The organism is Mycobacterium sp. 1245805.9 (assembly GCF_001672915.1).
GTDB lineage: Bacteria > Actinomycetota > Actinomycetes > Mycobacteriales > Mycobacteriaceae > Mycobacterium.
In genome coordinates this window covers 44,531-65,934 of the sequence record NZ_LZKR01000153.1, presented here as the reverse complement: position 1 = coordinate 65,934, position 21,404 = coordinate 44,531, and the positions used below count along the sequence as shown (strand labels likewise).

The window sequence follows — 21,404 nt, the reverse complement described above, 5'->3', positions numbered from 1 at the left end:
CGAAGGCGCGGCCGAAGGTCACCTCGACGTCGGGGTTCTTGCCGCTGTTGGTCAACGATTGGCGGGTGCCGGCGGCAACGCCGGCATGCTCGCGGGTCCCGGTGGCGCGGGCGGGACCGGCGGGGGTGCGTATAACAACGGCGGAGAAGGCGGAGCCGGGGGCGACGGCGGCGTGCTGTTCGGCGGCGGCGGGTCAGGCGGTGCCGGAGGACCCGGCGGGTCCGCGGGCGGTGCCGGAGGAGACGGCGGCAACGCGATGTTGATCGGCAACGGCGGGCCCGGCGGCGACGGGACCCCGCCTGGCAACCCCGGCGCCGGAGGCGTGCTGTTTGGTCTGAACGGATAAGTCGGGTTGCCGTAGCGACGGCAGCGTACGAAGTCAGGCGGCGACTCACGCCAGGCAACACCGGGACGGCGACCGACCCCTCAACGGTCGACCTCCACGAACATGCGTCGTGACGGGCGCCATTCCTCACTGCTGAAGAAACTTCAACGTACCACCGCGCCGCGCGGCGAATGGGCGGAAACACGAACCGTTCGCAATTACCACGGCGCTGGTCCAGCACCGGCGTAGACGGCCGTCGCACCGCCGTAAAATGCGCCCATGGCCCACGACTGGTTGCTCGTGGAGACGTTGGGCGGCGAACCAGCCGTTGTGGCGCAGGGTCGCCAACTCAAAAACCTCATCCCGATCACGACGTTCCTGCGCCGCAGCCCTCACCTCGCCGCCGTGCGGACGGCGATCGCCGAGTCGGTGCAGACCGGCCAGAGCCTGACCAGCATCACCACCAAGCGCGACCGCGTCATCCGCACCGAGCCGGTGGTGATGTCCGACGGCCTGATCCACGGCGTGCACGTGTGGACCGGGCCGGCCGACGCCGAGCCGTCCGAACGGCCGATCCCCGGCCCGCTGAAGTGGGACCTGACCCTCGGCGTAGCCACCGACACCCGCCAATCGTTGACCAACAGCGGCAAGAACCCCGACGTCGAGGTGACCTTCGGCCGCGCCTTCGCCGAGGACCTTCCATCCAGAGAGCTCAACGCGAACGAAACCAAGGTGCTCGCCATGGCGGTTCGGGCCAAACCCGACCAAACAATCTGCAGCACTTGGGATGTCACCGATTGGCAGGGCAAGCCCATTCGGATCGGCTTCGTCGCCCGCACCGCCGTGGAGCCCGGGCCGGACGGCCGCGACCACCTGATCGCCCGAGCGATGAACTGGCGCTCGGTACTCAAGGGCCCGATGGTGTCCACCGACGACCTCGCGCAACGGATCCTCAACGGACTGGCCCAAGCCGGAGTCCACCGGGCGCTCGTCGACCTGGAAAGCTGGGCCCTGCTCAAATGGCTCGACGAGCCGTCCCCGTTCTACGACTGGCGCGGGAGCAAGACCGACAGGCCGAAGATCCATCCGGACGACGAACCCCTAAGGTCCTCCATGACAAAGGAATTCGCCGACGGCCCGACGAGCCGGGTGCTGCGGATGCGGGGCCACGACGACGACTGGGTGCCCGTGCACGTGACGGTCAACAGGGTGGAACTCGAACCCGACACGTACGCCGGACTGGTCTCGCTTCGATTGCCGACCGACGACGAAGTCGCCGCCGCGGGGCTCCCGACAACGCCGGGCGCGACGGCCTAGCCGGTGCCGGCGGGCCCCGCCCGCGCGGCCGCCCGCGCCGTGCCGGCGAAGGCGACCCGCACCTCGACGGTCACGACGACGTCGAGGTCGTCGACCGCACACCGCGCGTCGTCGACCCGCATTTGGCGCGCCATCACCATCGCGCGGGCGCAAGCCGCCGCGGAACCCGAAGGAAGGCGGCCCGCCGCGGCCAGGGCGGCCAGATCCGCCGCGGCCTGCGCACGGTGACGCGCCACCACCACAGACCCGAGGTAGGCGCCCGCCCCGGTGAGCGACAGGACCACCGCCACCATCGCGGCGGCGAGTACCGTCGCCGAGCCGCGATCATCGGCCGGGCTCGGCCGCCGAGACCGCCCTGGCGGCAATGTCCAGCGACGGCAACAGCTTCGAGCGCGCGACGACTGTGGCCACCAGAAAATCACCGTCTCGGCGCACCTGGATCCGCGACCCGTCCGGCGCGATGCGGCGTGCGACGTCGGCAGCCGAACCGTCCCCGCGCGCGGCCAAGCGCGCGGCCTCCCGCGCGGCGTCGATGCAACGCACCTGCATCGACACCGCGGTGAGCCCCGCCAGGCATAGCACCAGCACCACGACCAGCGTGGCGATCGCCAGCGCCGCCTCCACGGTGCTCGCGCCGGCACAGTCCGCTAGACCTTGGTGTTGAGCGCGCGAGCGATGATGTTGGTCAGCGCCGAGACGATCGAGTCGCCGGTGACCACGGTGTAGAGGATCGCGCCGAACGCCGCCGCGGCAATAGTCCCGATGGCGTATTCGACGGTCGACATGCCCGACTCGTCGGTCGCCAGCACGGCGAAGCGCGCCAGGAGCGCGCGAAACATGCTGATCATCAATGCCTTCCCTTCCTTTCACAGCAGGCCCGATTGCAAGACGTCACCGGCCAGCCCCGCGACCACCGGCACGATGCCCAGGCACACGAACGCCGGCAAGAAGCAGAGCCCGAGCGGCCCGGCGATCAGCACCCCGGCCCGCTCGGCGGCGGCCGTCGCGGCGTGCGCGGCCTCGTGGCGGGATTGATCGGCCAACTCTGCGACGCCGCGGGCCAGCGCCGCGCCCGAGGACGCCGACCGCCGCGCCAGCCGCAGGAACGCATCGATTTGCGGGTCGACCGACCCGGCCGGCGGAACCGCCCATGCGACAGCGGGATCCGCACCCAGCGCCAACAGGTCCGCGGCGCGGCGCAGCACCCCGGACAGCCTCGGCGGTGCGGACGGCGCGGTCGCCGCTGCGGCCGTCGACACCGCCATGCCGGCGTCCAGGCACACGGCCAGCACGTCGAGGCTGGAGGCGACCGCCAGCGGGTCCGGGCCGTGCGGCGGCGGCTTCCGCGGAAGATGTCCACCCGCCCGGATTCCGGCGCGCGCCCGCACCACCGACGGGCCGGGCCCGATCCACAGCGCCACGGCCAGCAGCACCGCTGCCACAGTCATTGCGCGCCGGTCCGATCCGTGATGCGGTCCGACCAGAGCAGCCCGCCGCAGGACAGCATCGAACCGATCACCAGCAGCCAGCCCCCGGCGTGCCCGCCCAACAGAAAGCTCAGCGGTCGCGCCCCGATCAGTTGGCCCAACAACACACCGAGCACCGGCAGACCCGCGAGTATGGTCGCCGTGGCGCGCGCCCCGGCCATGCTCGATGCCACCCGATCCGAAAAGCGTTGCCGCTCGGCGATATCGCGCTGCGCGGCGCGCATCAGCGTTGCGATCGCCAGCCCCTGGTCACTGGCCAGCCGCCAACACACCGCGAGCCGATCCCACTGCGCGGGCAGCGCCGACGATCCTGCCGCGGCCCGCAGGCCCGCCGTGACGTCCGCGCCCAATCTTGCCCGCGCCGCCACCGCCCGCAGCGACATACCAACCGCCCCAACGGTTTCAATCGTTTCCGAGGCGGCGACGCGGAACGCGCGCACCGGGTGCGCGCCCACCCGCAACTCGCCGACCAGTACGTCCAGGGCGGTTTCCAGGGCCCGACCCTCGTCTTGGGCCCGGCGGAGCCGGCGCCGACGTCGGTAACGCAGGCTCACCGTCGCGCCCACGCCCCCCGCGGCGAGGACCGCCGTCCAGGGCAGCAGCACCGTGGCCGCGGCGAGTCCGCAGGCGACGAAAGCAACCGTCCCCCGGGGAGCCGTGAGCCGCCGGACCGGGGCCCGTCTCGGCAGCCTGCGCCGCGGCGACGACGGAAGCACCAGCAGCGCAAGCGATAACAGCAGCGCGGCCACCGCGAGGCCGTTCACGCCGGCATCCGGCTGTGCAGCAGGCGATGCAGATCGACCGCGTCGTCGCTCAGGCCCCGGTCCGCATGCCACACGGTGACCGCCCGCACCTGCCCGTCGACCTGGCGCAGCACGGCGATTTCGTCGAGTCGACGGCGACCGGCCCGGTCCCGCGCGACGTGCAGCAGCACCTGCACCGCCGCGGCGAGCTGACTGTGCAGTGCCGCCCGGCCCAGGCCGCCGAGGGCGCCCAGCGCCTCCAGCCGGGCGGGAACCTCGCCCGGATTGTTGGCGTGCACCGTGCCCGCGCCGCCGTCGTGTCCGGTGTTCAGCGCCGCCAGCAAATCGACCACCTCGGCGCCCCTGACCTCGCCGACCACGATGCGGTCCGGCCGCATCCGCAACGCCTGCCGGACGAGTTCGCGCACCGGCACCTCGCCGACGCCTTCGACGTTGGGGCGGCGCGCGACCAGCTTGACCAGATGCGGATGCCGGGGCGCCAGCTCGGCGGCGTCCTCGACGCACACGATCCGTTCGGTGGCCGGCACGGCGCCCAGCATCGCGGCGAGCAGGGTGGTCTTGCCCGCGCCGGTGCCCCCGCTCACCAGGAACGCCAACCGCGCGGCGATGATGTCGCCGATCAGCGCACCGGCCCGCGGATCGATCGCGCCGGCCGCGGCCAGCGCCGCCAAATCCTGAGTGGCCGGACGCAATACGCGCAGCGACAGGCAGGTGCCGCCGGCCGCGACGGGCGGCAGCACGGCATGCAACCGCACCGCGAACCCGCCGGCGCCGATGCCGGTCAGCTGGCCATCCACCCAGGGCTGGGCGTCATCAAGACGCCGACCGGCGGCCAACGCCAGCCGCTGCGCCAGGCGCCGCACCGCCGCCTCGTCGACGAAACGAATGCCGCTGCGCCGCAACCCGTTTCCGTCGTCGACCCACACCGCGTCGGGTGCGGTCACCAGGACGTCGGTGGTGCCGTCCGCGCACAACAGCGGTTCGAGGATGCCGGCTCCGGTCAGCTCGGTTTCCAGCACCCGCAGGTTGGCCAGGACCTCGGTATCGCCGAGCATCCCGCCGGACTCGGCCCGGATCGCGGCGGCCACCACGGCGGGTCGCAGCGGGACCGATTCGGCGGCCAGCCGCTCGCGGACCCGCTCAATCAGCGAGCCGTTCACGCCGCCCGGCCCGTCCGCCCCGCGGGCAGCACCGCGAGCACCCGGCGGGCCGCCACGGCGAGCGGACCGCGCCGCCCCAACCGCAGACCACCGCGCTCCAGCTGCCGGACCAGTTGCGGCTCGGCTCTGATCGACGCGAGCAGCGGCAGCCCGGTGACGTCGGCTACCTCGGCGGCCCGCAATCCACCCGGCGACGGGCCCCGCACCACCAACCCGAGATTGGGATTGGCCGCGGCGAGCGCCGGGCCCATGGCCGCGGTCGCCGCGCACGCCCGCACGTCGCAGCGGGTGACCACGACGACGAAGTCGGCGGCGTCCAGCGCGGCATGCGTCGCGTCGGTGAGACGACGGGTAAGGTCGCAGACCACGGTGACGCCTCCGCGGCGCCCGGCATCGACAACGGCGTCCACCGCCGCGCCGCCCACCTCGTACCCGCGGCGAGTGCCCGACAGCAGGCTGATTCCGCCGTGCCGCGGCAGCGCCTCGCGCACGGCCGGCCAGTTGAGCCGGCCGCCCTGCAGCGCCAGGTCCGGCCAGCGCACCCCGGGCGTGCTCTCGCCGCCCACGAGCAGATCGATGCCGCCGCCCCACGGGTCGAGGTCCACCAGCAGCGCGTCGCCGGCGGCCTGCGCCACGGCGGCCGCGAGCACCGACGCACCGGCCCCACCGCAGCCCCCGATGACGGCGACGACGTCACCGCGCGGGCCGTCGTCGCGCGCGGCCTCGCCCGCCTCGGCGAGTTCGAGGATCAACTCGCGCTCATTGTCGGGCAGCTTCAGCACATGTTCGGCGCCGACCGCGACCGCCGCCGCCCATGTCGACGTCGCGGGTTCGCTGGCCGTCAGAACGTTGACGTGGGCGCGCCTCGGCAGCGCCGCCCGCCCGCACCGCTCCGCCGCGGCCTCGTCCAGCACCACCGCCGCGGCCGCCGACCATGCCTTGCGCCCCACCGGGGAACCGCCGGCGTGAACCACCCGAGCGCCGACCGCGGCGGCCACCCGATCCAGTTCGTCGCGCAGTTCCGGACCCGCCAACACCGCCAGCACGCCCGATGAAGCCGCCGCTTTCGGGCGGATGGTGCTCGTCACCACCCCACCTTGCGGGGCCGTGACCTTGGCACACCAGTCCCAAAGCCGGATTTGTGGATAGAGACGCGAGTGTGTACAAAGCCGTCGCCCGGGAACTCAGCCGCGGCGCGAGGGAGAACTTCCCGCAACGCCCGGCGACCAGTCCATCGATGCCCGAGGGCGGCGGGAAAACTTACCCCAGAAAAGGGACGACCCCCGCCAGGGGGGGAGGAGGCGAGGGTCGTCGTGTATCAGCCCCGGGGGGTCGGGCTGATGCACCCTCGGCTCAGGCCGAGTAATGCTTACTATACACATGACAGTCCGCACTAACGCAAGTAGTTGTTCTTACGAAAGGTGCGTTGAGCCGCAAAAATACCGACGGTATGTTCTTGGCCCCATCATGAGCGGCCGTTTTGGGCCCAACTCCGCAGCACCGCCGGATCGCCGACCTATGCTGGATCGGTGACCGTCTCCGACTCGGCCGCGCCGCAGCAAACCTCACCGGAAACACCTGCAACCGCCGCTCCTCGCGCCCGCACTGCCGCCTTCTTCGACCTGGACAAAACCATCATTGCCAAGTCCAGCACGCTCGCTTTCAGCAAACCCTTCTTTAACCAGGGACTGCTCAACCGCCGCGCCGTGCTCAAGTCCAGCTACGCCCAGTTCATCTATCTGCTCTCCGGTGCTGATCATGACCAGATGGACCGGATGCGCATCCACATGACCAACATGGTCGCCGGCTGGGACGTGGAACAGGTCAAGTCGATCGTGAACGAGACGCTGCACGACATCGTCACCCCGCTGGTGTTCGCGGAGGCCGCGGACCTCATCGCCGCGCACAAACTGTGTGGCCGCGACGTCGTCGTGGTCTCGGCGTCCGGGGAAGAGATCGTGGCACCCATCGCCAGGGCGCTCGGTGCCACCCACGCGATGGCGACCCGGATGGTCGTCGACGACGGCAAGTACACCGGAGAGATCGCGTTCTACTGCTACGGCGAGGGCAAGGTCCAAGCGATCCGCGAGCTGGCCGCGCGCGAGGGCTATCCGCTGGAACACTGCTACGCCTATTCCGACTCGGTCACCGACCTGCCGATGCTCGAGGCCGTCGGCCACCCCAGCGTGGTCAACCCCGACCGTGCGTTGCGCAAAGAAGCCAACGAGCGCGGCTGGCCCGTGTTGATGTTTTCTCGCCCGGTGTCGCTGCGCGACCGGATCCCCGCCCCCTCGGGCGCCGCGATCGCGACCACCGCCGCGGTTGGCGTCACGGCGCTCGCGGCGGGCGCGGTCACCTACTCGTTGCTGCGCCGCTTCGCCTTTTAGCCGCACAGCAAACATGCAATTCGCGCAATAGATTTTTGCTTCGCATTTAGGCCTTGATGTGCTAGAGGACTAGTAGTACAAAGGAACCACGGAAGCCCGGTGAGGCCAAGGTCGATCCGGAAGAGAAGGATCGTTCTCCCGAACCTGGCGCCCAGCACGGAACCCGGCACCCACGCGGAGTCATAGCCGCGATAATGGCAGAAGTGTTGCGGGCCTGCGTAATTGCGAAAAGTGGAAGGCGTCGACGGCCCTTTGGGTGGGGTTGCAGCCGGAAGCGTCGCAAGATCGCCGAGGCCAACCCACGCAGCCCAGAAATGCACGCTTGGTAACCGAGTTCCGTGCTAGCGGGCGGCGGACCGAATAATTCGGGACGTCGCCCGCTTTACATTTGTGAAACAAATTCCGTGCCGCCGATTTCGGCGCCTACCGGCTACCGCTTCGGCAGCGATTCGGCGATCGTCAAAGCCTCCTGCGCGCCGGCTTGAAGCGCGCGGCAACACAGCACCAGCCAGGCGCCGACACCGTCCGGCGTACCGTCGGCGAATCCGCGCGCGGCATCGCGGTAATCCGCCGGCTGCCGCATCCAACTCACCTCGGGCACACCCAACCCGTGCGGGTCAAGCCCGCTGGCGATCGTCACCAGCCGCGACACGGCCCGCGCCACGACGCCGTTGGCGCTGCCAAACGGCTTGAGCGTCAGCAGCTCTCCGTGTGCGACGGCGGCCACCACCGGCGCCGGCGCGGACGTGCGGCCGGTCACCAATTCCGCCAGCAACTCCAGCCGCGGCCCGATGTCGGCGTCGGTCCGCGGGCGCCCGAGCCGATCCTCGTCGACCTGGTCGGCCGCCGCGAGCACATGCAGGCGGGCCAGCGCCTGCAACGGCGCGCGTTGCCAGATCCCGACCAGCGGCCCTCCCCCGCCCTCCAGCGCCTGGGCCACCCGCAGCGCCCCGCCGAAAACCGGCTCGCTCACCTGCGCGGCGTCCGCCAGATCGTCCAGCCGTACCGGACCACCATCGAGCACCGAGGAGGCGCGCGCCGCGCGCAACGCCGCCTCGGCGGCGGTCACCGGCCAGCGCCGCAGGTTGGCCGGGTGGCGATGGGCGCGGCCCAGCGCGTCGCGGGCCCGGTCGCTGGCCTCGGCGACGCCGGGAAGTTCCAGCAGCGGGGCCAGGGGGTCAGACGTCACAGGTAGCCAACCTATCGGGGACGAGGAATGGCCTCCAACAACCGCTGGGTGTACTCGTGGGCGGGCCGGGCGAACAGCTCCTCGGTGGGCGCCTGCTCCACGACCCGGCCGGCCCGCATCACCAGGACGTCGTCGGCGATCTGCCGGATCACCGCCAGATCGTGGCTGATGAACAAGTAGGTCAGGCCCAGCTCGGCCTGCAGGTCGGCGAGCAGGTCCAGTATCTGAGCCTGCACGAGCACGTCGAGCGCCGAGACGGCCTCGTCGCACACCAGCACCTCCGGCCGCAGCGCCAGCGCCCGGGCGATCGCCACCCGCTGCCGTTGGCCGCCCGACAGCTCGCGGGGCAGCCGCCGCAACACCGACGACGGCAGCGCGACGTGGTCGACGAGGTCGCGTACCGCCCGCTCGCGCTGCCTGCGGTCACCGACGCGGTGGATCCGCAGCGGCTCCTCGATGGCGCGAAACACCGAATACATGGGATCCAAACTGCTGTAAGGGTTTTGGAACACCGGCTGCACGCGCCGCCGGAACGCCAGCTCCTGCTCGCGGTCCAACCCGTCGTCGATCCGGGTGCCGTCGAAAACCACCGTGCCCGACGTGGGTCGCAGCAGACCCAACACCATCCGCGCCAGCGTCGACTTCCCCGACCCCGACTCGCCCGCGATCGCCAGAGTGCTCGCGCGGCGCAGCCGAAACGACACGGCGTCGACGGCACGAAACTCCGCGCGGCGCTTTCCTAGCCACCCAGGCGCCCCGCGCGACTCCCGGTAGACCTTGGTCAGTTCCGAGGCGACGAGGATGTCCTCGCCGGGTTCCGCCTGGGTGCGTGACCGGCTCGAGGTCAGCGACGGCGCGGCGGCCACCAGCCGCCGGGTGTATTCGTGCTGCGGCTCCCGCAGGATGGCTTGCGCCTCACCGGATTCCACCACCACGCCGCGATGGACGACGATCACCGACTCGGCCCGTTCGGCGGCGAGCGCCAGGTCGTGGGTGATCAGCAGCAGCGCGGTGCCGAGTTGGTCGGTGAGGCCCTGCAGGTGGTCGAGCACCTGGCGCTGCACGGTGACGTCGAGAGCGGACGTCGGCTCGTCCGCGATGAGTAGCTTCGGCCGGCCGGCCAACCCGATGGCGATCAGCGCGCGCTGGCACATGCCGCCGGACAACTGATGGGGGTACCGGCCCGCCTGTTTGGCCGGATCCGGCATGCCCGCCTCGGCCAGTAGCTCGACCCCGCGGCGCCGCGTGTCGCGGCTAGAGGTGTTCGCCCGCAACGCTTCTGAGATCTGGAACCCCACCTTCCAGACGGGGTTGAGGTTGGTCATCGGGTCCTGGGGCACGTAGCCGATGGCGCGACCCCTGATCGACCGCAGCTGTCGGTGGTCGGCGCCGGTGATGTCGCGCCCGTCGAACACGATGCGGCCGGCCGAGATTCGGCCGCCGGGCGGCAGCAGCCCGAGGATCGCGGCGGCCGTCGTGGACTTCCCGGATCCGGACTCCCCGACCACCGCGACGGTCTGGCCGCGCAGCAAAGTCAGGTCCACGCCGCACACGACGGGGGCGTTTGTCCCGAACCTGATTTCCAGGCCCTCGACCGACAGCAGCGGCGCCGCTTGCGTGCTCATGCGCGCAGCGCCCGCGACGCCGGGTCCAGGGCGTCGCGCAGGGCGTCACCCATCATCATGAACGCCAGCACCGTAATCGCCAGCGCGCCGGCCGGATAGAACAAAATGGGCGAGCCGGCGCGCAGCCGGGTTTGCGCGATGTTGATGTCGCCACCCCACGACACCACCGACGTCGGCAGCCCGACCCCGAGGTAGGACAGCGTCGCCTCGGTGACGATGAATAGGCCCAGGGCGATGGTCGCCACCGCGATCACCGGGCCCAGCGCGTTGGGCACCGCGTGGCGCACCAAGATCTGAAACCTGTTCAACCCCAGCGCCTTCGCGGCCAGCACGTAATCACTGGCGCGCACCTCGAGCACCGCACCGCGGGCGATCCTGGCCACCTGCGGCCAGCCGAATAGGGCCAGTATGGCGATCACCGTCCACACCGTGCGGTGGTGCAAGACCTGCATCAGCACGATGGCGGCCAACAGCAGCGGCAATCCGAAGAACACGTCGGTGACCCGGGAGACCACCGCGTCGACCCAACCGCCGTAGAAGCCGGCCAGCGCGCCCAGCACCCCGCCGACGACGAACACCAGCAGCGTGGCGCCCAGCCCGACGGAGACCGAGGCCCGCGCTCCGTAGACGGTGCGCGCGTAGATGTCGTGGCCCTGCAGATCGGTGCCGAACCAGTGCGCCGACGACGGCCCGAGCAGGCTCTGGGCGGGATCGGCATAGCTGGGATCGGCCCCGGTGAACAACGCCGGAAACGCCGCCACCGCAACGACGAACAGGATCAGCGCGCCGGCGACGAAGAACTTCGGCCGCCGGCGCAGCTTGCGCCAGGTCTCGCCCCAGAAGCCGGAGTGCTCATCCATAGCGGATCCTTGGGTCCAGGGCCGCGTACAGCAGGTCCACCAGCAGATTGGTGACCAGATAGATCAGCACCAGCACCGTCACGATCGACACCACCGTCGGCGCCTCCTGCCGGGTGACCGCCTGATACAGCACGCCGCCGACACCGTGGATGTTGAAGATGCCCTCGGTCACGATGGCTCCGCCCATCAACGCGCCCAGATCCGCGCCCAGGAAGGTCACCACCGGGATCAGCGAATTTCGCAGGATGTGTACCGTCACGACCCGGGGCCGCGACAATCCCTTGGCGGTGGCGGTGCGGACGTAGTCCGCGTGCGCGTTTGCGGCCACCGAGGAGCGGGTCAACCGCACCACGTAGGCGAATGACACGGCGCCCAATACGATCCCGGGCAAGAGCAGTCGCCCGAAGGTCGCCCGTTCGCCGACGGTGACCGGCGCGATCCCCAACCGCACGCCGAACACGAACTGCGCCAAAAAGCCCAGCACGAAAATGGGGATCGCGATGATGATCAGCCCGGTGACGAGCACCGTCGCGTCGAAGATGCCCCCCTGGCGCAGGCCGGCGATCACACCGAACCCGATCCCCAGCACCGCCTCCACCACCAGGGCGATCAGCGCGAGCCGGATGGTCACCGGAAAGGCATGTGCCAGAACCGAACTGACTGGCAGCCCGGAATAGGCGCGGCCCAGGTCGCCGCGGAAGATGCCGCCCAGGTAGCGCAGGTACTGGACCAGGAAGGGATCGTCGAGGTGATAACGGGAGCGCAGCGCTGCGGCCACCGCGGGTGTCAGCGGCCGATCCCCGGCGATCGCGGCCACCGGGTCACCCGGCAACAGGAAGACCATGGCGTAGATCAGCAGCGTGGCGCCGAGGAAAACCGGCACCATGACGGCGATCCGGCGCGCGATGTACCAACCCATGTCAGGCCTTGACGATGTTCTCGTAGTCAGGCATCCCGTTCCAGGTCACCGTGACGCCACGCACCGCCGACGACCATCCCAGCACGGCGATGTAATACCAGAGCGGCACGGCGGGCATGTCGTGCAGCAGGATTCGCTGTGCGGCGTTGACCAGCGCGTCCGCCTCCTGCAGGCTGGGCGCGGCCTCGGCGGTGGCCAGCGCGGCGTCGAACGCCCGGCTGGCGTACCCGACGTCGTTGGATCCCGCGCCCGTCGCGTACAGCGGGGCGAGGAACTCGATCCTCGACGGGTAGTCCCCGATCCAGCCCGCACGGAACGCGGTGTCGATCGTGTGGTTGGTGATCAGGGTGCGGTATCCCGCGAAGGTGGGGTGCGGCGCGCCGGCGGCATCGATGCCCAGCACGTTCTTGATGCTGTTGGCGACCGCGTCCACCCACTCCTGATGGCCACTGTCGGCGTTGTAGGCGATCAGGTAGCGCCCGCTCCACGGCGCGATCGCGTTGGCCTGCGCCCAGAGCTGCCGGGCCCGTTCGGGGTTGAAGTCCAACGCGTCGTTGCCCGGGATGTTCGGATCGAACCCGGGTAGCGATCGGGCGGTGAAATCGCGTGCCGGGCTGCGGGTTCCATTGAAGATCTGCTGACAGATCTGCGGACGGTTGATGGCCGCCGACAACGCCAACCTGCGCAGCCGGCCCTCCTCACCGCCGAAGTGCGGTAGCCGCAGCGGAGTGTCGAGCGACTGGCTCACCGCGACGGGACCGCTGGCGAAGTTACCACCCAGGTCACGCTTGTAGATCGTTAGCGCGCTCGACGGAATCGTGTCCAGGACATCGAGATTGCCGGACAGCAGGTCGGCATAAGCGGTGTCCAGGTTGCCGTAGAACTCGAACCTCAGGCCCTTGTTGCGCGGCTTGCGGTTGCCGTGGTAACTGGGGTTTGGTCGCAGGTCGATCTTCACGTTGTGTTCCCATGCCGGCCCGTCGGGTCCGTCGGAAAGCTGGTACGGGCCGTCGCCGACGGGGTTGCGGCCGAACGCCACCATGTCCCGAAATGCGCTGTCCGGCAAGGGATAGAACGCACTATGGCCCAGCCGCAGCACGAAGTCGACGGTGGGCGCCTTGAGGTGCACGCCGAACTCGAGATCGTTGACCACCCGCAGCCCGGACATGGTGGTCCGCTTTGGATCGGCACCGGCAACCTCGTCGAAACCGTCGATCGGGCTGAAAAAGTCTTGCTGCAGTTGGGCATTGGTGCTCAGCGCCCCGTAGTTCCAGGCGTCGACGAACGAGTGGGCCGTCACCGGCGAGCCGTCGGTGAACTTCCAGTCCGGTTTGAGCAGGATCCGGTAGTTGACGTTATCGGTGGTCTCGATCGACTGCGCCACCTCCAGCGAAGGTTTGCCGGCGGCATCGTAGGACACCAGGCCGGCGAACAGTCGATCGAGGATCCGCCCACCCAGGCTGTCGGTGGTGCCGGTCGGAATCAACGGGTTCGGCGGCTCCCCGCTGTTGACCACCACCAGATCGGGGCTGAGCATGCCGCCGCCGCAGCCGGCCAGCGTCCCGGCCGCCAGCATCCCGGCGGCAAGGACGGCCAGCGCGGCCCGCATCCGACGCATGCCAGCGACCCTAAGGCCTGCGGCGCCGCCGGCCGAACGGGACGCGCGCCGCGACTAGGATGGCGCCGTGACCGCGCGCGAGGTCGGCCTTCAGGTCGGATATCTGGCGGCGATGTTCGCCGTTCCGGCGATCGGACTGGTCTGTCTGATACTGGGGTTGCGCGCGCGCAGCGTGCGGGCCGTCACCACCGGAGCCCCGGATTCGGCGCCGGCGCGCCCCGCGAAGTGGGCCACCGCGCTGATCGTCGTCGGCGCCGTACTGCTCACGCTGGGTGCGCTCGAGGTCGCGGGAAACCTCGTGCGACTGAACAAGAGGAGCCTGTTCGATACCGACAAGTCCATGCCGGTGGGTCAGTGCATCGACCAAAACGCGTTTCTCGCAAGGTCTTTCAGTTCACGACCGGCCAACGACTGCACGAACCCGGCGAACACCTATCAACTCGCCTACAAGGGCAGCCCCGCGGCGAACTGCCCGGACGGCAAGCGCGACAACTCCGTCTACAGCCGGTACACCGACGACTCCGCCATCCTGTGCTTCGCGCTCAACCTCCAGCAGGGCCGCTGCTACCAACTGACCAACGGAGCCGAAAACCTGACGCTGAGGCCGGACGACTGCGCCGAGCCCCAGCCGGCGCTGGACCGAGTCGTCCAGCGCATCGACGGCAGCACGGACACGGCGCGGTGCGCGTCCGGCGACAAGGCCATCGCCTATCCGGTGCCGCCGCGCGTCTACTGCCTGGCACGCACCTGAGCACCATCAGTCGGCGGTGACGGGATGGACCTCCAGCCGGCAGGCGTCGATAGCCGCCGGCACGGTGAACACCTGCAGGATGGCGGGAGGGCTGACCGCCAGGTCGGTGTAGCCGGGGCACGGCTTGCCGTCGGCGTCGACGGCCACGCCCTCCACGACTGCCTGCCCCTGCGTCGACAGCGACAGGGTGACCGTCGGCGGGACGTCGACGCTGGCGGGCAGCCCACCCAGGTAACCGCGCGGCGTCGGCTGGGCGTGAATGAGCGGCCCGCCGCTGCCCGAGTCGACGCTCGGGTAACCGGTGAGCGTGCAGGGGTCCGCGCCGCCGGCGAGGGCGAACAGCAGCGTCACGCCGCGGTGGCCGACGGCGGCCTGCGTCGGCGAAGCGCTGACCGCGACCTGCTCCGACCAGCACGGCGCCGGCTGGTCGACGGCGTCGGCCGGCGCGGCCCGCGCGGGCGATCCCAGCGCCCCCGACATCGTCGTCGCCGCGTAAGTCGTTGCGGCCGCGGCGAAGCTGAAAGCTAGTCGCGATCGCAAGCGCGGCGTACCCGGCACATCGGTGATTATGCGGCACGCGGACGTATATGACCCCGGATCGGGCGACGGCATTTCATCTGGAAGGTCTAGGCTCACTGACGGTTGACGAGCCTCGACGCTAGGAGGAATCCAGTGACCGCCACCCACACCGAGGGACCGACGTCCTATCCGCCGTCGGCGCAGTTCGCCGAGCAGGCCAACGCGGGTGAGGAGCTGTACCGCGAGGCCGAGCAGGACCGGCTGGCGTTCTGGGCCAAGCAGGCCAACCGGCTCGCCTGGTCGACACCGTTCACCGAGATCCTGGACTGGTCGGAGGCGCCCTTCGCCAAATGGTTCGCCGACGGCAAGCTCAACGTCGCCTACAACTGCGTGGACCGCCACGTGGCGGCCGGCCACGGGGATCGCGTCGCCATCCACTGGGAGGGCGAGCCCGGCGACAGCCGCAGCCTGACCTATGCCGATCTGCAGAAAGAGGTGTGCAAGGCGGCCAACGCGCTGACCGACCTCGACCTGGTCGCCGGTGACCGCGTCGCCATCTACATGCCCTTGATCCCCGAGGCCGTCATCGCGATGCTGGCCTGCGCGCGCCTGGGTGTCATGCACAGCGTCGTGTTCGCGGGTTTCACCGCCAAGGCGCTGCGCGCCCGCATCGCCGACGCCGAGGCCAAGCTGCTGATAACTACCGACGGGCAGTTCCGCCGCGGCAAGCCCGCGCCGCTGAAGGAGGCGGCCGACGAGGCGGTCTCGGATCCGGACAGTCCCGTCGAGCGCGTTCTGGTGGTGCGGCGCACCGGAATTGACGTGTCCTGGAACGACGACCGCGACCTGTGGTGGCACGAGGTCGTCGACGCGGCCTCGGACGAACACACCCCCGACGCGTTCGACGCCGAGCAGCCGCTGTTCCTGCTGTACACCTCGGGCACCACCGGCAAGCCCAAGGGCATCGTGCACACCAGCGGCGGCTACCTGACCCAATCCTCCTACACGCACTACTACGTCTTCGACATCAAGCCCGAGCGCGACGTCTATTGGTGCACCGCCGACATCGGCTGGGTCACCGGACACACCTACGGTGTCTACGGTCCGCTGTCCAACGGGGTCACCGAGGTTCTCTACGAGGGGACGCCCGACTCGCCGACCCAACACCGGCATTTCGAGATCATCGAAAAGTACGGGGTGACAGTCTATTACACCGCACCCACGCTGATTCGGACGTTCATGAAGTGGGGGCGCGAGATCCCCGACGCGCACGACCTGTCCAGCCTGCGACTGCTGGGCACGGTGGGCGAGCCGATCAACCCCGAGGCGTGGCGCTGGTACCGCATGGTGATCGGCGCCGACAGCCTGCCCATCGTCGACACCTGGTGGCAGACCGAAACGGGCGCCGCGATGATCTCCCCGCTGCCCGGGATCACCGCGGCCAAACCGGGTTCGGCGATGAGGGCATTGCCGGGCATCTCCGCGAGCATCGTCGACGACCACGGCGAGCGATTGACGCCCGCCGTCCATCACGGCGAACACATCACCGGCTACTTGGTTCTGGACCAGCCGTGGCCCTCCATGCTGCGCGGCATCTGGGGCGATGCGGAGCGTTACGTCGAGACCTACTGGTCCCGATTCGCCGAGCAGGGCTGGTACTTCGCCGGCGACAGCGCCTATTACGACCGCGACGGCGCCATCTGGGTGGTGGGCCGCATCGACGACGTGATGAACGTGTCGGGGCACCGGCTCTCGAGCGCCGAGTTGGAGTCGGCGCTCGTCGGCCACCACGGAGTCGCCGAGGCCGCGGTGGTCGCGAAGGCCGACGAGACCACGGGCCAAGCCGTCTGCGCGTTCGTCGTCCTGTGCGCCGAATACGAGGTGCACGACGGGATCGTCGACGAGCTGCGCGCCGAGGTGGCCAAGGAGATCTCACCCATCGCCAAGCCGCGCGAGATCCACGTGGTGCCCGAACTGCCCAAGACCCGCAGCGGCAAGATCATGCGCCGGCTGTTGCGCGACATCGCCGAGAACCGCGAGCTGGGCGACACGTCGACGCTGCTCGACCCCGGCGTGTTCGACGCGATCAGGAGCGCGAAGTAGGCGGGCCCGCTCAGCCGGGCAGCGGCACGAATCCCGCGCCGGCCCGGTGCTTGGCGTTGATGTCGGCCATGATCGCGTTGAACGACTGCACCACCGCCGGCGTGTGCAGCGGGATGTACTTGATGACGCACGTGGGCAGGTTGTCGCTGAACGCCCCGTGAATCATGCCGACCAGCAGGTTGTTCACGGTTACCGGCGCCCCGGAGTCACCGGGCTGGCCGCACACCTGCATGACGATGGTGCCCGGGTCCTGGCCGGGGCCCCAGGTGACCCCGCAGGAATTGCCCGTCGTGCGGCCCTGCTTGCAGGCGACCTGTCCAAACGTCGGATCCGGGCCGATGCCGCTGATCACAAAGCCGTTGTAGTTGGCCACCGGCGCCACCTTGGCCGGATCGAACTTGATCACCGCGTAGTCGAGGTTGTCGTTGCCGGCGACCATCACGCCCAGCGGGCCCCTGTCCTGGGCGGCCTCGGCGGCGACCTGCGCGCCCGGGCCGCCGCAGTGCGCCGAGGTGAAGCCGATCAGCTCCCCGGCGGCATCGGTGCCGATCGTCGTCAGGGTGCACATGTTGTCGCCGTTGACGACGATGCCGGCGCCGCCGCCCATCGGGACCCGGTCGTCGGCGGCCGCCTTGGCGGGGACGCTCATCAGGGCCACCAGCACGGCCACCATCGCCGCCTTGTAGCAACGGTAGGCAGTCTGCAAAGCATTACCCCCATCGAGCGGTCGGACATCCTGAGCGGCCTGGTCAGTCTAGTCGGCCGGGGTGGCGGATTCGTCAGCGCAGATGGCGCAACCGAGTGCCCTCCCGCGGCGCCTTCAGCTGGCCTCGTTTGGCACCGCACCGCATGGCAACATGAACCGCGACGAGAGAACCGAGAGGACGGTCCGTGAGCAAAGACGATCGCAACAACGGTGTGCCCAGCACGCTGACCACGATTCCGTTGGCCGACCCGCACGCCAAGCCGGCCGAGCCGTCGATCGGTGACCTGATCAAAGACGCCACAGCGCAGATGTCCACCCTGGTCCGCGCCGAGGTCGAACTGGCCCGTTCGGAGATCACCCGGGACGTCAAGAAGGGCCTGACCGGCAGCGTCTATTTCATCGCCGCGCTGGTGGTGCTGTTCTATTCGACGTTCTTTTTCTTTTTCTTCCTCGCCGAGCTGCTCGACGAATGGCTATGGCGCTGGGTGGCGTTCCTGATCGTGTTCGGGATCATGGTGGTCGTCGGCGCCGTGCTCGGCTTGCTGGGCTTCCTGAAGGTCCGCCGCATCCGCGGCCCGCGGCAGACCATCGAATCGGTCAAGGAGACGCGCACCGCGCTCACCCCCGGCCACGACAAGCCCGCCCCGGCCCCGAAGGAGCTCACCGAGTCCTCCGGCGGCAGGCACGCAAAGCCCGCGGATCCCTCGGGTTGGTAGATGCCGGCACCCGATCCGTCGGTCACCCGCATCGACGGGCCGTGGCGACACCTGGACGTGCACGCCAACGGCATCCGATTCCACGTCGTCGAGGCCCTGCCCGACGGGCAAGGCGACGGCGTGCCGCCGGCGCAGCCGGCCACCGCGCGGCCGCTGGTGATGCTGCTGCACGGTTTCGGATCGTTCTGGTGGTCTTGGCGGCATCAGCTGCGGGGGCTGACCGGGGCGCGCGTGGTCGCGGTCGACCTGCGGGGCTACGGCGGCAGCGACAAACCGCCCCGCGGCTACGACGGCTGGACGCTGGCCGGCGACACCGCCGGGCTGATCCGCGCGCTGGGGCACTCGTCGGCGACGCTGGTCGGCCACGCCGACGGCGGGCTGGCCTGCTGGGCCACCGCGCTGCTGCATCCGCGACTGGTGCGCGCCATCGCGCTGATCAGCTCGCCGCACCCGGCGGCGCTGCGGCGATCCACCCTGACCCGGCGCGACCAGGGGTATGCCCTGCTGCCGACGTTGCTGCAATACCAGCTGCCCATCTGGCCGGAGCGGCTGCTGACGCGGCACGACGCCACGGAGATCGAGCGCCTCGTCCGGAGCCGGAGCTGCCCCAAATGGGTTGCCTCCGAGGATTTTTCACAGACCGTCCGGCACATGCGGACGGCGATTCGGATACCGGCGGCCGCGCACTCCGCGCTGGAATACCAGCGCTGGGCGGTGCGCAGCCAGCTGCGCGGCGAGGGCCGGCGGTTCATGAAGTCGATGAGCCGGCAGCTCGGCCTGCCGCTGCTGCACCTGCGCGGTGACGCCGATCCCTACGTGCTCGCCGACCCGGTCGACCGCACCCAGCGCTACGCGCCCCAGGGCCGCTACGTATCCATCACCGGCGCAGGACATTTCAGCCACGAAGAGGCCCCCGAGGAAATCAACCGGCACCTGATGAAGTTCCTCGAGCTGGTGTACGGGCGTCCCGTCAGCTGACGCAGGACCCGGTGGCGACCTGCTGGGTGTCGCCGATCTTGGAGAGCTGGCTGGCGACCTCGTCGGCGGTCAACACGAACCCGGTGTCGGGGTCGTCGACGGCGGCGCCGAACACGACGCCGAGCACGTGGCCGTTGAGGTCGATCAACGGACCTCCCGAATTGCCTTGCTCCACACTGGCTCTGATGGTGTACACGTCGCGGGTGACCGGCGCCGGATCCCGGTAGATGTCGGGGCCGCTGAGCCTGATGGCCTCGCGGATCCGGGCCGGGGTGGCGGTGAAGTTGCCGCCGCCCGGATAGCCCAGCACCACAACGCTTTCGCCGCTTTTCGCCTCGCCCTGGGCGAAGGCCAACGGCGCCGCCGACAGGTTCGGGACGGCGAGGATTGCGATGTCGACCGATGGGTCGTAGGACACCACGGTCGCGTCGAGGGGGTTGCCGCTGGCGTAGATCTGGACGCTGTTGGACCCGGCCACCACGTGCGCGTTGGTCATCACCCGGTCGGGCGCGATCACGAATCCGCTGCCCTCCAAAACCTTTTGGCAGCTGGGCGCGAGGCTGCGCACCTTGACCACGCTCGGCGCGGCGTTCGTCACCACCGGGTTGGTGGCCAGGGCGGGGTCGGGCGACGCGACCGGAATCACCGGGGTGCGGCTGAACGGCTCGAGCACCGCGGGCAGGCCGGAGGTGTTCAACAGCGCCGAGAGGCGCTTGGGCACCGTCTTCAGCCAGGGCGGCGCGACCTCGTTGACCTGCGCGAGCACCCGCGAACCCCGGACCGCGGCGGCCAGTTCGGGCTGGTCCTTGGACTGCGTCAGCGGGGTGGCCAGCAGCCACGCCGCGGTCAGCACCACCACCAGCTGGACGCCCACGCCGATGACGGAGTCGACGGTCCGGATTGTGCGGCTGTGGATCGCGCCGCGCACGGCCCGCCCCAGCACCACGCCGGCGACCTCACCGACGACGACCAGCGCGAGGATCAAGAACAGCGCGGTGAACAGCTTGGCGCGGGGCGCGGCGATGTGGCTGACGATGTGCGGCGCCAGCAGCACGCCCGCGATGGCGCCGAGCAACACGCCGACGAACGACAGCAGCGAGCCCAGCGCCCCCGAACGCCAACCCGAGATGGCCGCGATGAAAGCGACCGCCAGCACGGCGATGTCCAGCCACTGCGACGGCGTCATCGAATTCATGTTCATCGACGGCGACCGCCCGCCTCGCCGACCAGCACCATCGCCTCGTCGAGCTCCAAGATCTTGGTGGTGTCCCAGGGCCGGGCCCAGCCGGCGACATCCAGCACCGCGGAGATCACCTGGCCGGTGAATCCCCACACCAGCATCTGATTCAGCAGAAACGCCGGCCCGGCCCAGCGGCGGCCGAGGTTGCCGCGGTACACCATCAGCCGGTTCTCCGGATTGATGAAGGCGCGCACCGGAACCCGCGACACGATCGCCGTTTCGGTCTCGTCGACGACGCCCACCGGCCCGGGGTCCGGCGAGTAGGCCAGCACGGGGACGACGTGGAACCGCGACGGCGCGATGAACGTCCGTTCCATCGTGGCCAGCGGACGCAGCCGGCTGACGTCGATCCCGGTTTCCTCCTGCGCCTCGCGCAGCGCGGTGGCCACCGGGCCGTCGTCGCCGGGATCGGAGGCGCCGCCGGGAAAGGCCGCCTGGCCGGCGTGGTGGCGCAATGTCGAGGCCCGCACGGTCAGCAACAGGTCGGCATCGTCGGGCACACCGCCGTCGGCCGGGCCGGACTCGGGACCCGAGAACAACACCAGCACCGCCGCCTCGCGGTCGTCACCGAGCAACGACGCCATCGATGCGGCGGCCTTGGATGCGGTCACCATCGCGAGCACGCCGGCGGGCAGCCGATGCCGGTACGCCTCGGGGATCTGACCGACGTTGTCCACCAGCGGACGCAACCAGGGCGGGGACACGTCGGGCATCAGCGGGATGACTGAACTCACCGGCGC

22 protein-coding genes and 1 pseudogene are annotated in these 21,404 nt (G+C 70.0%); 6 read left to right on the top strand and 17 right to left on the bottom strand.

Annotation, left to right across the window (positions count from 1 at the left end; all coding sequences use genetic code 11):
* A pseudogene (locus tag A9X00_RS32550) lies at window positions 1-82 on the bottom strand (hypothetical protein); the annotation flags it as partial.
* A 522-nt stretch (window positions 83-604) separates the two neighbouring features.
* On the opposite strand from A9X00_RS32550, the gene A9X00_RS20590 reads away from it, so the two are divergent.
* Window positions 605-1,642 (top strand): PAS domain-containing protein, encoded by a 1,038-nt coding sequence (locus A9X00_RS20590; protein WP_067157622.1) that lies wholly within the window; start codon window positions 605-607, stop codon window positions 1,640-1,642.
* Here the strand turns inward: A9X00_RS20590 and A9X00_RS30105 are convergent.
* Genes A9X00_RS30105 through ssd form a run of 7 tightly spaced genes read right to left on the bottom strand, consistent with a single transcriptional unit; the run spans window position 1,639 to window position 6,090 of the window.
* Window positions 1,639-1,935 (bottom strand): Rv3654c family TadE-like protein, encoded by a 297-nt coding sequence (locus tag A9X00_RS30105; RefSeq protein WP_067157619.1) that lies wholly within the window; start codon window positions 1,933-1,935, stop codon window positions 1,639-1,641. The genes A9X00_RS20590 and A9X00_RS30105 overlap by 4 nt on opposite strands.
* A 31-nt stretch (window positions 1,936-1,966) precedes the next feature.
* The gene (locus A9X00_RS30865; protein WP_067157615.1) at window positions 1,967-2,266 is read right to left on the bottom strand and encodes a TadE family type IV pilus minor pilin; all 300 of its coding nucleotides are present in this window, start codon (window positions 2,264-2,266) and stop codon (window positions 1,967-1,969) included.
* A gap of 23 nt (window positions 2,267-2,289) precedes the next feature.
* Window positions 2,290-2,490 carry a DUF4244 domain-containing protein gene (locus tag A9X00_RS20575; protein ID WP_067157612.1) on the bottom strand — a complete coding sequence of 67 codons (201 nt, stop codon included), beginning with the start codon at window positions 2,488-2,490 and terminating at the stop codon, window positions 2,290-2,292.
* A gap of 18 nt (window positions 2,491-2,508) precedes the next feature.
* Window positions 2,509-3,090, bottom strand: coding sequence for a type II secretion system F family protein (locus A9X00_RS20570; RefSeq protein ID WP_197515218.1), 582 nt, complete (start codon window positions 3,088-3,090; stop codon window positions 2,509-2,511).
* Window positions 3,087-3,893: a type II secretion system F family protein gene (locus A9X00_RS20565; protein ID WP_067157609.1), complete on the bottom strand. Its 807-nt coding sequence runs from the start codon at window positions 3,891-3,893 to the stop codon at window positions 3,087-3,089. The genes A9X00_RS20570 and A9X00_RS20565 overlap by 4 nt, the downstream gene beginning before the upstream one ends.
* Window positions 3,890-5,053, bottom strand: a complete 1,164-nt coding sequence (locus tag A9X00_RS20560; RefSeq protein ID WP_067157606.1) for a TadA family conjugal transfer-associated ATPase — start codon at window positions 5,051-5,053, stop codon at window positions 3,890-3,892. Before A9X00_RS20560 ends, A9X00_RS20565 begins: the two co-directional genes overlap by 4 nt.
* On the bottom strand, window positions 5,050-6,090 hold the full coding sequence (gene ssd / locus A9X00_RS20555; protein ID WP_082975412.1) for a septum site-determining protein Ssd: 1,041 nt from the start codon (window positions 6,088-6,090) through the stop codon (window positions 5,050-5,052). Before ssd ends, A9X00_RS20560 begins: the two co-directional genes overlap by 4 nt.
* Window positions 6,091-6,582: 492 nt before the next feature.
* Here ssd and A9X00_RS20550 point away from each other — a divergent pair, with 492 nt between their 5' ends.
* A complete protein-coding gene (locus tag A9X00_RS20550) occupies window positions 6,583-7,440 on the top strand; it encodes an HAD-IB family hydrolase (protein ID WP_067157600.1) in 858 nt (285 codons plus the stop codon).
* Window positions 7,441-7,870: 430 nt separating this feature from the next.
* Here the strand turns inward: A9X00_RS20550 and A9X00_RS20545 are convergent, their stop codons facing one another.
* The 5 genes from A9X00_RS20545 to A9X00_RS20525 are packed head-to-tail and all read right to left on the bottom strand — an operon-like array spanning window position 7,871 to window position 13,651.
* Window positions 7,871-8,629: an oxidoreductase gene (locus A9X00_RS20545; protein ID WP_067157597.1), complete on the bottom strand. Its 759-nt coding sequence runs from the start codon at window positions 8,627-8,629 to the stop codon at window positions 7,871-7,873.
* 11 nt (window positions 8,630-8,640) lie between these two features.
* Window positions 8,641-10,254: an ABC transporter ATP-binding protein gene (locus A9X00_RS20540; RefSeq protein ID WP_067157594.1), complete on the bottom strand. Its 1,614-nt coding sequence runs from the start codon at window positions 10,252-10,254 to the stop codon at window positions 8,641-8,643.
* The gene (locus A9X00_RS20535; protein ID WP_067157591.1) at window positions 10,251-11,114 is read right to left on the bottom strand and encodes an ABC transporter permease; all 864 of its coding nucleotides are present in this window, start codon (window positions 11,112-11,114) and stop codon (window positions 10,251-10,253) included. Before A9X00_RS20535 ends, A9X00_RS20540 begins: the two co-directional genes overlap by 4 nt.
* A complete protein-coding gene (locus A9X00_RS20530; protein ID WP_067157588.1) occupies window positions 11,107-12,033 on the bottom strand; it encodes an ABC transporter permease in 927 nt (308 codons plus the stop codon). Before A9X00_RS20530 ends, A9X00_RS20535 begins: the two co-directional genes overlap by 8 nt.
* A gap of 1 nt (window position 12,034) precedes the next feature.
* Window positions 12,035-13,651, bottom strand: a complete 1,617-nt coding sequence (locus tag A9X00_RS20525; protein ID WP_067157585.1) for an ABC transporter substrate-binding protein — start codon at window positions 13,649-13,651, stop codon at window positions 12,035-12,037.
* Between the two features lie 67 nt (window positions 13,652-13,718).
* Between A9X00_RS20525 and A9X00_RS20520 the strand changes: the two genes are divergently transcribed.
* Window positions 13,719-14,402, top strand: a complete 684-nt coding sequence (locus A9X00_RS20520; protein WP_067157582.1) for a hypothetical protein — start codon at window positions 13,719-13,721, stop codon at window positions 14,400-14,402.
* A 6-nt stretch (window positions 14,403-14,408) separates the two neighbouring features.
* Here the strand turns inward: A9X00_RS20520 and A9X00_RS20515 are convergent, their stop codons facing one another.
* A complete protein-coding gene (locus A9X00_RS20515; protein ID WP_067157578.1) occupies window positions 14,409-14,882 on the bottom strand; it encodes a DUF4232 domain-containing protein in 474 nt (157 codons plus the stop codon).
* A 192-nt stretch (window positions 14,883-15,074) separates the two neighbouring features.
* Here A9X00_RS20515 and acs point away from each other — a divergent pair, with 192 nt between their 5' ends.
* Complete coding sequence (acs, locus tag A9X00_RS20510) at window positions 15,075-17,024, top strand: acetate--CoA ligase (protein ID WP_067157575.1); 1,950 nt, start codon at window positions 15,075-15,077, stop codon at window positions 17,022-17,024.
* 10 nt (window positions 17,025-17,034) lie between these two features.
* On the opposite strand, the gene A9X00_RS20505 is transcribed toward acs, so the two are convergent.
* A complete protein-coding gene (locus A9X00_RS20505) occupies window positions 17,035-17,730 on the bottom strand; it encodes a S1 family peptidase (RefSeq protein WP_156772201.1) in 696 nt (231 codons plus the stop codon).
* 185 nt (window positions 17,731-17,915) lie between these two features.
* Between A9X00_RS20505 and A9X00_RS20500 the strand changes: the two genes are divergently transcribed.
* Together A9X00_RS20500 and A9X00_RS20495 are read left to right on the top strand one after the other, a co-directional pair.
* Window positions 17,916-18,446 carry a phage holin family protein gene (locus A9X00_RS20500; RefSeq protein ID WP_067157569.1) on the top strand — a complete coding sequence of 177 codons (531 nt, stop codon included), beginning with the start codon at window positions 17,916-17,918 and terminating at the stop codon, window positions 18,444-18,446.
* Window positions 18,447-19,424: an alpha/beta fold hydrolase gene (locus A9X00_RS20495; RefSeq protein ID WP_067157566.1), complete on the top strand. Its 978-nt coding sequence runs from the start codon at window positions 18,447-18,449 to the stop codon at window positions 19,422-19,424. It begins immediately after the preceding gene.
* Here the strand turns inward: A9X00_RS20495 and marP are convergent.
* Together marP and A9X00_RS20485 are read right to left on the bottom strand one after the other, a co-directional pair.
* Window positions 19,417-20,610 carry an acid resistance serine protease MarP gene (marP, locus tag A9X00_RS20490; RefSeq protein WP_156772200.1) on the bottom strand — a complete coding sequence of 398 codons (1,194 nt, stop codon included), beginning with the start codon at window positions 20,608-20,610 and terminating at the stop codon, window positions 19,417-19,419. The two genes, A9X00_RS20495 and marP, sit on opposite strands and share 8 nt — an antisense overlap.
* A gap of 11 nt (window positions 20,611-20,621) precedes the next feature.
* Window positions 20,622-21,377 (bottom strand): CoA pyrophosphatase, encoded by a 756-nt coding sequence (locus A9X00_RS20485; protein ID WP_082975411.1) that lies wholly within the window; start codon window positions 21,375-21,377, stop codon window positions 20,622-20,624.
* Window positions 21,378-21,404 lie beyond the last annotated feature (27 nt).

Bases quoted from the DNA above. Each gene is read 5' to 3' on its own strand.
- A9X00_RS20590 (WP_067157622.1), top strand. From the start codon at position 605: ATGGCCCACGACTGGTTGCTCGTGGAGACGTTGGGCGGCGAACCAGCC.
- A9X00_RS30105 (WP_067157619.1), bottom strand. From the start codon at position 1,935: ATGGTGGCGGTGGTCCTGTCGCTCACCGGGGCGGGCGCCTACCTCGGG.
- A9X00_RS20575 (WP_067157612.1), bottom strand. From the start codon at position 2,490: ATGATCAGCATGTTTCGCGCGCTCCTGGCGCGCTTCGCCGTGCTGGCG.
- A9X00_RS20570 (WP_197515218.1), bottom strand. From the start codon at position 3,090: ATGACTGTGGCAGCGGTGCTGCTGGCCGTGGCGCTGTGGATCGGGCCC.
- A9X00_RS20540 (WP_067157594.1), bottom strand. From the start codon at position 10,254: ATGAGCACGCAAGCGGCGCCGCTGCTGTCGGTCGAGGGCCTGGAAATC.
- A9X00_RS20535 (WP_067157591.1), bottom strand. From the start codon at position 11,114: ATGGATGAGCACTCCGGCTTCTGGGGCGAGACCTGGCGCAAGCTGCGC.
- A9X00_RS20530 (WP_067157588.1), bottom strand. From the start codon at position 12,033: ATGGGTTGGTACATCGCGCGCCGGATCGCCGTCATGGTGCCGGTTTTC.
- A9X00_RS20525 (WP_067157585.1), bottom strand. From the start codon at position 13,651: ATGCGTCGGATGCGGGCCGCGCTGGCCGTCCTTGCCGCCGGGATGCTG.
- A9X00_RS20515 (WP_067157578.1), bottom strand. From the start codon at position 14,882: ATGTCGGGGGCGCTGGGATCGCCCGCGCGGGCCGCGCCGGCCGACGCC.
- A9X00_RS20495 (WP_067157566.1), top strand. From the start codon at position 18,447: ATGCCGGCACCCGATCCGTCGGTCACCCGCATCGACGGGCCGTGGCGA.
- marP (WP_156772200.1), bottom strand. From the start codon at position 20,610: ATGACGCCGTCGCAGTGGCTGGACATCGCCGTGCTGGCGGTCGCTTTC.
- A9X00_RS20485 (WP_082975411.1), bottom strand. From the start codon at position 21,377: ATGCCCGACGTGTCCCCGCCCTGGTTGCGTCCGCTGGTGGACAACGTC.